The following is a 10,618-nucleotide window of genomic DNA, read 5'->3' on the forward strand; positions in this document are numbered from 1 at the left end:
GCATAGAATTGTTTCGAAATGCGTTCTTATTCACAAATAGCCTCAAATAGCGCTAAACTATTCAATCACTGATAGATTGTCTTCGCCATCTATGGAGTGAGGTTTTATATGGCTAAAAAACGCAACGGGCGCCAGGATGCCATCAGAGATATCGTGCGCAATAAAGACGTGCGTACGCAGCGCGTGCTGGTGGACGAACTCCGCGCCATGGGCTTTGATTGCACGCAGGCGACGGTTTCGCGTGACATCGCCGATATGGGGCTGCGCAAACTGCCCGAGGGCATCTATGTTCTGGCTGAGGACCTGCACCTGCAGCGCATGGTCTCCGAGCTTGTTACCGGTGTGTTGCGCACCGACAACCTGGTTATGATTAAGGCTCAGCCCGGCACCGCCTCGGGCATTGCCGCGGCTGTCGATGCGGCCGAGCTGCCCGATGTGCTCGGATCGCTTGCCGGCAATGACACGATTTTGGTTATCGCTCAGACTGCCGAGGATGGCGAACGCCTCGAAGCGCTGATTAACAAGCTCAGCGCCGCGCGTAAATAGCTTTACGCGCGTATACAACGCCAGCTAAGACGGCAGAAATACAGGGGCGTCGGTTTTGAGCCGACGCCCTATTTGTGACGGTGCTATCGTGGCATCTCGATTGCGCGCGATATGCCATGTATGTCCCAGCAAAAAGCGCCCGAGCATTTGAGCTGCTCGGGCGCTTTGCTATCTACTGACCTGTGGAGGGATCGGGGGTCGGGCTAGGGCTGGGATCGGGGGTCGGGCCAGGGTCGGGGCTGGGGCTGGGATCGGGGCTGGGGCTGGGGTCGGGAGTAGGGGTGGTACTGCCGCCATCGCCTTCGCCGCCGGTGTTGCCGCCCTCGTTGCCGCTCCCGCCGGTGGTCTCCGTCTCTTCTTCCTCGTCTTCGTCCTTATCCTCGTCCTCTTCCTTCTTCTTGTTGTTTGTGCCGTAGAACTTCCAGACGTTATTGTTCTTGTACGTGGGAGCCGTTCCGGTCGGGAACTCCTCGCGCTCGGCGCCCGCAAGAACGGTGTTCATGAACTTCTTAAAGACGGGCAGGTTGGTGCTGTCGCCCAGCAGGTCCGAACCGTACTTTTGGATGGGAATCTCGCCTGCGGAATAACCGGTCCACAGGGCGCATGCCAGTTGCGGCGTGTAGCCGCAGAACCACAGGTTGGTGGTGTTGTCAGTGGTGCCCGTCTTGCCGGCATAGGGCTGGTTGACGCTCAGCGCGCCGGCGGCACCCGTGCCGCTGCCCTGCATGACGCCGGATAGAACGTCGGTAACCGCGGCAGCCTCACCTTCGGTGAGCACCCGCGTGGGATTGTCGGTGTGCTGGTACAGAACCGAGCCGGTACGCGAGTCGATCTCGGTGATGGCGATCGGCTGGCGATAATAGCCGCCGTTGGCAAAAGCGGCGTAGGCCGATGCCATCTCGAGCGGTGAGATGGACCCGGTGCCGAGCGTCATGACGGGAACGTCCTCGATATTGTCCTTGGCGGGATCGATGCCGAGCTTTTTGACGAGCGACATGATCTTGTCATTGCCGATGGCTTCGGCCACCTGAATATAGCCGGTGTTGGATGAGTATGCCGTTGCCTGCTTAAGCGTGATGTTGCCATAGCTCTGTTTGCCATAGTTTTGCACCTCGGTCGTGGTGCCCTTGGCCTTGAGTGGCGAGTTGCAGTTGAGAATGACGTTGGGGTTCATGCCGTTTTGGATGGCAGTTGCCAGCGTAAAGGCCTTAAACGTGGAGCCCACGGGGCGCTTTGCCGTAGCGTGGTTCACGTGATTCTCGTCGGCGTTGTAGTCGTAGCCGCCCACCATGCACTTGATGTAGCCGGTCTTGGGGTCAACGACAACCATGCCCATGTCCAGGCCATCGAGCGAAAGCGTGTCGAGCTGTGAGCGCACAGCCTCCTCGGCCACCTGCTGCATGGTGGGGTCGATGGTGGTCTTAACAGTCAGGCCACCCTTAAAGAGTACGTCGGTGGAGAACTCCTGCTCGAGCAGCTGCTTGACGTAGGAGACAAAGTAGGGCTGTGAGTATACGTCGACGCCGCTGCCCGAGATCTCGGTCACGTTGAGGGTGATGGGCTCAGCCTGCGCGGCATCGTGCTCTTCCTGCGTGATGTGGCCCAGGCGCAGCATGTTGTCGAGCACCTTATTGCGGCGGGAAAGCGCCAGGTCGGGATTGACCGTGGGGTCGTACTGTGAAGGCGAGTTGGGCAGACCGATGAGCAGCGCGGCCTCGCTCAGGGTGAGGTCGGAAGCACTCTTGGAGAGGTAGGTCTCGGCGGCGGCCTCGATGCCATAGGCGCCGTGGCCATAGTAAATGGTGTTGAGGTACATCATGAGGATCTCGTCTTTGGAGTACATGTCCTCCATCTTGATGGCGATATAGGCCTCGCGCACCTTACGCTCGATGGTCGAGTCGAACTGCTCCTCCTGCAGGATGGTGTTGCGCACCAGCTGCTGGGTGATGGTCGAGGCTCCTTCGTGGCCGCCGGCAAGGGTTGCCACCGAGGCACGCGCGATGCCCAAGAGGTCGATGCCGCCGTGCTCGTAGAAACGCTCGTCCTCGACGTCGATCGTGCCCTGCAGGACGTACGGGGAGACCTGGTCCTTGGTGATGGACTTGCGGTTTTGGGTATAGAAGCTGGCGATCTTGTTGCCGTTGCAGTCAACAATCTCGGTGGGCTCGCTGACCAGATAGGCGTTGGCGTCGGTGTAGTCGGGCAGGTCGGACAGCCAGCGGTTGACGTTGCCGATCATGCCGATGCCAAATGCTACGCCCGCGATGAGCAAAAAGCCCAAAAGCGAAAGCAGGATGACGGGCAGGACGTGCGTCTTAGAGCGACCGTGTCCCTGTCGTTGGCGAGGACCCATATGTTGACCTCCAAGTATGTCGTGCCAGGCGGCGGGTGTGCGTCGGGCAGGATGGACATAAGTTATTACACGATAAACCAATCGAGCCGCGCGAAGCCTCGTGTATGCTGGTTGACGGCAATTAACAGAGCGATTGCATACCTTGGTAAGGAGTTTGCCGATGGCGATTTGGGCGACGGAGCCTAGCAGACAATGCGGGAATGGGACGCCAACATCGGGGCTGGCACTGCCCGAGCTGTTGGCTCCGGCTGGCGGGCTCAATCAGATGCTCGCCGCGATCGCGGCAGGTGCCGATGCCATTTATGCCGGATTGAGCGGATTTAACGCCCGCGTGAGTGCGCACGGGTTTAGTGATGACGAATTTGCGCGCGGGTGTGCCGTGGCGCACGCCCATGGTGCGCGCGTGTACGTGACGCTCAACGTATTTGTGTTCGACGACGAGCTGTCCGAAGCCGTGGCACTGGGGGCACATGCGCATGCGCTGGGCGCCGATGCATTGATCGTGGCAGATGCGGGCCTAGCCCGCGCGCTGCATGCGGCAATTCCGGGGGTCGAGATTCATCTGTCCACCCAAGCGGGCGTCCATAGCAAGGGGTCCGTGCGTTTGGCGGCTGACGAGCTGGGGGTCGAGCGCGTGACGACGGCGCGCGAGCTGACCGTGGCAGAGATTGCGACGCTCTGCGCTACCGGTGTGCCCATCGAGGTGTTCTGCCATGGCGCCATATGCATTGGCTATTCGGGCGCGTGCGAGTTTTCGGCCCTGCGGCGCGGACGGTCGGCGATGCGTGGCGACTGCACGCAGCCGTGCCGCCTGGCATACGATTTGGAGGATGAGGCTGGGGAGAGCGTCGTTGCCGTCGAAGGCGATCGTCTGCTCTGCCCGCGTGACTATCTGGGCATTGCTCATTTACCCGAGCTTGTTGCTGCCGGGGTGGCGTCGCTCAAGATCGAGGGACGTATGAAGAACCCCGACTACGTCTACAACGTGGTGCGGGCGTGGCGCCGGGCGCTCGATATGCTGCGTGATGGCGCGTGGGATCCCGATGCCGTGCGGGCGCTCGAACGTGAGCTGGGAAGGTCGTTTAACCGCGGGTTTACCGACGCGTATCTGCGAGGCCGCTCGGGCGCGGAGCTTATGAGTTTTGAACGCGCGATCAACCAGGGCGTGCGTGTGGGCCGTTTGGTTGCCGTGGGACACGAGGAAGTGACCGTCGAGCTCGATGCCGCCGTGGCGGCGGGCGATACGCTCGAGATCAGGTTTTACCCGGGCGCCGACGCTCGGCCCGATGTACCTAAACGCTGGCCGCAAGTTCCCTGCCCGGTGGATGCCGCGGTGGGGGAGCGCATCGTTGTCCATTGCAAGCGCAAGGTCGACGCGGGCTGCGAAGTGTATCTGATTCGCAGCGCTGGCGTGCTTGAGCAAACGGCGGCGGCACTGGAGCGCATGCGGGCCGAGGCCGATGCGGCCGTGCTTGCGAAACGCGCTGTCGAGACGCTGCCGTTTGCGGGCGTTCTGATGGATGGTGGCGCGCAGCCGGAAGAACCTGCAGAGTCTGTCGCCGCTCGCTTGGTCTTTGCCTGGCAGCTGATGGACCAGGACCCGAACGAAGAGCTCGACCTGTCCGATGCGACTGTTGTGCTCGACGAGGTCTGCCGTGTGGGCGATATCGAGCGCACTCGGTCGCTCATGCAGCGCGCCGGCCGCATCGTCTGTCGTAATCTGGGACAAGTGGCGATAGCTCGCGAACTGCGCGTCGCCTTTGACGTGGCGGCGCCGGTGTTCTGTGCGAACCGGGCAACGCTCGCCTGGTTGCGAGGGCTTGGGGCGCAGCGCGTGTTTTTGCCTGCCGAACTTGTCGCTCACGATGCGAAACGCGTTGCCGAGCTTGCCGCCTGTCCTGGCGTCCTGGGCCCCGTCGATACCGATCGTCCCGAGCTCATGGTGTGCGAGCACTGCCTGCTGACCGCCGAGGGCGTCTGTGCCACCGATGCGACGGGAAAGGCCTGTTGCCGCGACTGCTTGCGTCGCCGGCAGACGCGCTATCTGGTTGAGCGTGACGGTACACGTTTGCCAGTTGCCATCGACGCATGCGGCAGGACGAGGATTTTCCTGTCGTAGGTGCCGCGTCGCGTCAGTTTGTTATCATATGAGAGTTTATGGACTTCCAGCACCGCCGTTTTCGGCGAGGGTGCTATAGCAAAAGGAGGATACCCAATGCTGTCTGTTGACGAGCAAATGCGTATCATCACCTCGGGCGCCGCGAAGATCGTCCCCGAGGCCGACCTTCGTAAGAAGCTTGAGAAGGGTGAGCCCCTCAACATCAAGCTCGGCGTCGATCCCACCAGCCCCGACCTGCACCTGGGCCACGCCGTGCCCCTGCGCAAGATGCGCCAGTTCCAGGACCTGGGCCACAACGTCACCCTGATCATCGGCAACGGTACCGCGCTGATCGGCGACCCCTCGGGCAAGAACTCCACCCGCCCGCAGCTTTCTCAGGAGCAGATCGAGGCCAACGCCGAGACCTACGTGAGCCAGGCCATGAAGATCTTGGACCCCGAGAAGACCACCATTGTGCACAACGGCGACTGGATCTTGTCGATGGACCTGGCCGGTCTGCTGCAGGTGTGCTCCAAGTTCACCGTCGCCCGCATTCTTGAGCGCGATGACTTTACCAAGCGCTATCAGTCCCAGACGCCGATCGCCCTGCACGAGTTCCTGTATCCCGTGATGCAGGCATACGATTCGGTCATGATCAAGGCTGACGTGGAGATGGGCGGCACCGACCAGCTTTTCAACCTGCTCGCCGGCCGTGAGCTCATGGAGAAGATGGGTATGGAGCCGCAGATCGCGCTCACCATGCCGCTGCTCGAGGGCACCGATGGCGTCCGTAAGATGTCCAAGTCCTATGGCAACTACATCGGTCTGACCGACGCGCCCAAGGATATGTTCGGCAAGACCATGTCCATCCCCGACGAGATGATCGGCAAGTACTACCGCCTGGCGAGCTCGCTCACCCCGGCCGAGGTCGACAAGATCGACGCTGCCCTGGCCGATGGCTCTGCCGATCCCTATGAGCTCAAGCGCGCTCTGGGCCGCGACCTGTGCGACACCTACCACGGCGCCGGTGCCGGCGACGAGGCCCAGGCCGAGTTCGATCGCGTGTTCAAGGAAGGCCAGCTCGCCGACTTCCCCGAGAAGCATATTGAGCTGACCGTAAACGACGAGGGCCAGATTTACCTTGCCGGCCTGCTCAAGGACCTGGGTCTTTCGGCCAGCGCCGGTCAGGCCCGCCGCGACATTGACGGCGGCGGTGTCAAGATCAACGGCAAGGCCGTGGCTCCCAAGAGCTACAACATCGACCCCAGTGCCCTCAAGCTGGGCGACACCCTCTCCGTGGGCAAGCGCAAGGGCTTTAAGCTTATTTAGTTACGCGGTTTTACCAAACCGCGTAACAGCTCGACGCTGCCCTCAGTTCCGCCGTTCTAACGAACGGCGGACCGGTCGACGCTGCGCGGGCACCAGAGCGACAACTTGTCATTCAAAGAGGACGGCATGACCAGAAGGTCTATGCCGCCCTCTTTTCATGCCAATTTGTTCGCTCTGGAGTCCGCTCGCTGTCCGTCCTCCACCTACGGCGTTGTCCTGGTTGGCACTTAGGGACGTTCCTTTTTGGTACAAAGCAGCCTGTCCCCATTGCGCCAAGTGGTGTGTGCCGTTAAGCAGAGGGGCGTATTGCTGGCCCATCGTTTGGGCATACAATGGCTATTGGCTTGCTGCGGTGAAGGTCTGTCCGCTCCGCAGCTTTTTTCTACGGTTAAAGGAGTATGTATGTCCGTTGAGGTCATGAGGTCTGTGATCGATGCCGCCGAGGGCCGCGTGCCCGTCGACACGCTGTTTGCCAACGCGCAAATCGTCGATGTGTACGGTCAGCGCGTGGCGCCCGGTAGCGTCGCCGTCAAGGACGGCGTGATCGTCGGTGTTCTCTACGATGGTCGAGATGACGCTGCTGGTACGTACGAGGCAGCTGAGGTCATCGACTGTCAGGGTCGCTATCTCGCACCCGGTTTTATTGACGGACACTTGCATATCGAGTCTTCGAACATCCGCCCTGCCGAGTATGCGCGCATGGCGGCGACGCGTGGCACCACCACCGCTATTGCCGACAGCCACGAGATCGCTAACGTTTCCGGCCTAGACGGCCTGCGCTTTATGATCGAGGACGGTTGTCGCGCACCCATCTCCATCAAGTACATGATGCCTTCGTGCGTGCCCGCACTGCCCGACGAGCAGGCCGGTGCCGTCATCACTGCTGCCGATATGCAGGCGTTTTTTGCCGAGCATCCGGGCGACGTCTTTGGTCTGGGCGAAATGATGAACCTGCCGGGTGTCTTTATGGCCGACCCCGAGACCTGCGCTCGCATCGATGCTGCCAACCAGACGCCGTCCAAGCAGGTTGACGGTCATGCTCCGCTTGTTGCCGGCAAGGATCTCAACGCCTATGCCGCGGCGGGTATTATCGCCGACCACGAGTCGACGATTCCCGAGGAAGCGCTCGACAAGCTATCCCGCGGCATGTATGTCATGCTGCGCGAGGGTACCTGCAGCCATGATCTTGCCAACCTGTCGCCTATGCTGCTGGAAAACCCCGCCCGTGCTCGCCGCTGCTGCTTTGCGACCGACGACCGCGCTCCCTCCGACGCGCTTTCGACCGGCATGATCGACAACGCCTGCCGCGTGGCCATCGAGGCCGGCATCGACCCGGTGGTCGCCATCTCCATGGCGTCCCTTTCCACGGCCGAGGCCTTTGGCCTGGACCACGGCTGTCGTGACCCGCATGAGCTCCGCGGCGCCATCGCTCCGGGCAAGCGTGCCGACCTGCTGGTGCTCAACGATCTGACGTTTGCCACGGCCCCGCATCGCGTATATGCCGCCGGTGCTCTGGTGGCGCAGGATGGCACCTTTGTGGGCGAGATCGCACCCGAGATGGCCGAGGTTGCGGCCCTTGCCGATGAGCTGCGCGCCTCTGTTAAGCTGCCGAAGCTTTCGCTCGACGTTTTCGACTATGCCTTTAAGCCGGGCGAGGCTGTGATTGACGTGGTGCCGGGTAAGGCAATCACGGGTATGGCTCGCCCCGAGAGCGCCGAGGGCCTGCGCCGCATTATGCTGATTGAGCGCCATGGCCGCGGCGTGTCGCTGCAGGCCGAGGGCGTCGACGGCGACGGTCCCGCTGGCCTGGGCCTGGTCGGCAAGCATATCGGTCGCGGCTGGGTGCGCGGTTTCACCATCACCGGTGGTGCCATTGCCTCCACGATCGGCCACGACTCGCACAACGTGTGCGTGGTGGGCGACAACGCCGCCGATATGATGGCTGCTGTTGAGGCCGTGGGCCAGGGCGGTCACGTGCTGGTGCGCAACGGCGAGGTCGTGGCGCGCATTCCGCTGGCGCTCGGTGGCCTGATGAGCGAGGGCACGGCCGAGGATGTCGCGGCGCAGCACGACGACTTTATGGTCAAGGCGCGCGCCATGGGTATTGAGCCGCCGCTCGACCCCATCATGGGCATCATCTTCCTGCCCCTGCCGGTCATCCCGACGCTCCGCATCCGCCCCGAGGGCATGTTCGACGTCACGACCTTCACCTACGCCGACTAGTCATCGGGGACGTTCTTAAACGACTAGTCGCTGGGGACACTCTTTGGCGTGTCGCCTGACGCCGCGACCGTGGGCTCTCTGGCGCGCGTGAGCTATTTGCCAGGTCTATGTAACGTTTATGACTGCGGGGTCTTATTTGAGCTCCCTTTGGGTACGTTGGAATCGGATACACGTTCGATTCCAGCAAGCCCGAAGGGAGCTTTTCTATGTTTAAGCTGATTGCATCCGATATGGACGGCACGTTGCTTGACGAAAACGGCCAGGTGCCTCCCGAGACCTACGAACTGATTTTGGCGCTACGCGAGCATGGCGTGCATTTTGCCGCATCGTCAGGCCGCCGCTACGATCGCCTGTGCGAGTTCTTTGCGCCCGTTCGCGACAAAATGGACTTTGTCGCAGCTAACGGTGCCCAGGTCTACGCCGACGGCAAAATGGTAGGCCGTGAGGTGTATTCGCACCTGGCGATTCGAAAGCTAGCCCAGGCCGTCGCGACGTTTCCCAATCTGCATCTTGCGCTCTTTGACCGAACCAAGTCCTTCTTGCTCGATGACGAGAGTAAGTTCGTGCGCGAGGTGGATAAGGACCTTCCCAATGCCGAGCGCATTTGGGAGCTGCCCGATCCCAGCGTAAATATCATCAAGGCGAGTATCTTTTGCGATGATGGTGCCGTTATGGACAGCGCTTACGTACTGCAGCGCGAGCTCGGCCAGTTCTTTACCTTTGCGCCTTCGGGCAACGCGTGGATCGATGCCATGCAGCCCGGTGTGTCGAAGGCCTCGGGCATCGCACAGCTCATGGAGCACTATGGCGTCGAACGCGACGAGGTCATGGCTTTTGGCGACTCGATGAACGACTACGAGATCATTCGCTTTGTCGGCACGGGCTGCGCGATGGAAAACGCGCGCCCCGCGCTCAAGGCAGTCGCCGATCGCGTGGTGGGGTGCAACCGCGACCACGCCGTCCAGCAGGAGCTCCGTCGCGTGCTGGAGAGTCTCGCCTAATTCGGCAGATGGGGACAGTCCTTGCAGCGCCCCGCGAAGAGTGCCCCCAACGACTACTGTGACCAGGGTAGCTAAAAAAGCCCCGTCCCAAATTAGCTACCCTGCCGGGTTGCTGCTGCTAGGCGAGGGCGGCCATGATGGTGTGGGCGACGCCGTCGTGGTCGTTGTCGTGTTCGGTGATGGCGTCGGCGGCCTTGCGGTCCTCGGGCTCGGCGTTGATCATGGCCATGCCGTGGCCCGCCGCCTGCAGCATGGGTATGTCGTTGATGTTGTCGCCGAACGCCCAGGCGTCGGCGAGAGGCTCGCCCAGATGCCCACATAGCCAAGCCAATGCCGTTCCCTTGGTGGCGCCCCCGCCCATGACCTCGATATTCATGGCGTACGAACGCGTGACCTCAATGCCTTCGAGTGTGTCGAGCGCCGCCACGATAGCATCGCGGTCGGCTGAGTCGTGCCAGTACATGGCGATGCGTTCGAGCACCTCGACCTCGTCGATTTTGCTGTCGATATCCATGTCGATCGGCGTTCGCGTGCGCTTGAGCGAAGCCGCGATGTGAGGATCTCCGCCGCAGAATTCGTCCAGGCGCGTGTAGAGCGAGCGGGGGAGGAAGCACCGCCCGTCCGCGAAGATATCGAAGGTCACATCGTGGCCGGCGGCAATGCTATGGACGCGGTGGGCGATGGCGCGGTCGAGCGGTCGGCTCAATATGCGCGTGGCGCGTGAGGCATCGGTGGGCACATCCTCGTCGAGCTGCCAGACGCTAGCGCCATTGGCGCAGACTGCGTAGTGCACGGCAGGATGGGCGAGGATGGCCTCAAAGACGCCCGACAGCGGACGCCCCGTGCACGGTACAAACTCAATGCCGCGACGTGCGAGCTCGTCGAGCATCGTCCAGGTGGCGTCGCTCATCTGCTTGTCACTCGTCAACAGTGTTCCATCCATATCGGAAAAAACAAGAGGCTTCGGTAGTTTGTGTGACAAGGGGCTAGCCTAGGCAGCAACGCTCTTCGCTCCCTTCACGCCCTTCTTCCTCGCCTTCACCGGGCGACCCGGGAGCTGGGGCTGGC

Annotated in this window: 7 protein-coding genes; 5 read left to right on the plus strand and 2 right to left on the minus strand. The window is 61.7% G+C overall.

Features of this window, described 5'->3' with window-relative positions; genetic code table 11:
* The first annotated feature begins 108 nt into the window (after window positions 1-108).
* A complete protein-coding gene (locus tag ACTNA2_RS08270) occupies window positions 109-546 on the plus strand; it encodes an arginine repressor (RefSeq protein ID WP_154516043.1) in 438 nt (145 codons plus the stop codon).
* 172 nt (window positions 547-718) lie between these two features.
* Here the strand turns inward: ACTNA2_RS08270 and ACTNA2_RS08275 are convergent, their stop codons facing one another.
* On the minus strand, window positions 719-2,899 hold the full coding sequence (locus tag ACTNA2_RS08275; protein WP_441049193.1) for a transglycosylase domain-containing protein: 2,181 nt from the start codon (window positions 2,897-2,899) through the stop codon (window positions 719-721).
* A 160-nt stretch (window positions 2,900-3,059) separates the two neighbouring features.
* Between ACTNA2_RS08275 and ACTNA2_RS08280 the strand changes: the two genes are divergently transcribed.
* From ACTNA2_RS08280 to ACTNA2_RS08295, 4 genes are all read left to right on the plus strand, one after another.
* On the plus strand, window positions 3,060-5,018 hold the full coding sequence (locus ACTNA2_RS08280; RefSeq protein WP_441049195.1) for a U32 family peptidase: 1,959 nt from the start codon (window positions 3,060-3,062) through the stop codon (window positions 5,016-5,018).
* 96 nt (window positions 5,019-5,114) lie between these two features.
* Window positions 5,115-6,326, plus strand: coding sequence for a tyrosine--tRNA ligase (gene tyrS / locus ACTNA2_RS08285; protein WP_427717719.1), 1,212 nt, complete (start codon window positions 5,115-5,117; stop codon window positions 6,324-6,326).
* A gap of 402 nt (window positions 6,327-6,728) precedes the next feature.
* Window positions 6,729-8,549 carry an adenine deaminase gene (locus tag ACTNA2_RS08290; protein WP_441044634.1) on the plus strand — a complete coding sequence of 607 codons (1,821 nt, stop codon included), beginning with the start codon at window positions 6,729-6,731 and terminating at the stop codon, window positions 8,547-8,549.
* Between the two features lie 206 nt (window positions 8,550-8,755).
* Window positions 8,756-9,550, plus strand: coding sequence for a Cof-type HAD-IIB family hydrolase (locus ACTNA2_RS08295; protein ID WP_427794984.1), 795 nt, complete (start codon window positions 8,756-8,758; stop codon window positions 9,548-9,550).
* Window positions 9,551-9,668: 118 nt separating this feature from the next.
* Here the strand turns inward: ACTNA2_RS08295 and ACTNA2_RS08300 are convergent, their stop codons facing one another.
* On the minus strand, window positions 9,669-10,532 hold the full coding sequence (locus ACTNA2_RS08300) for a Cof-type HAD-IIB family hydrolase (RefSeq protein WP_441049197.1): 864 nt from the start codon (window positions 10,530-10,532) through the stop codon (window positions 9,669-9,671).
* Between the last annotated feature and the right edge of the window lie 86 nt (window positions 10,533-10,618).

It is taken from the genome of Collinsella sp. HCP28S3_E9 (assembly GCF_052065455.1).
Classification (GTDB): Bacteria; Actinomycetota; Coriobacteriia; order Coriobacteriales; family Coriobacteriaceae; genus Collinsella.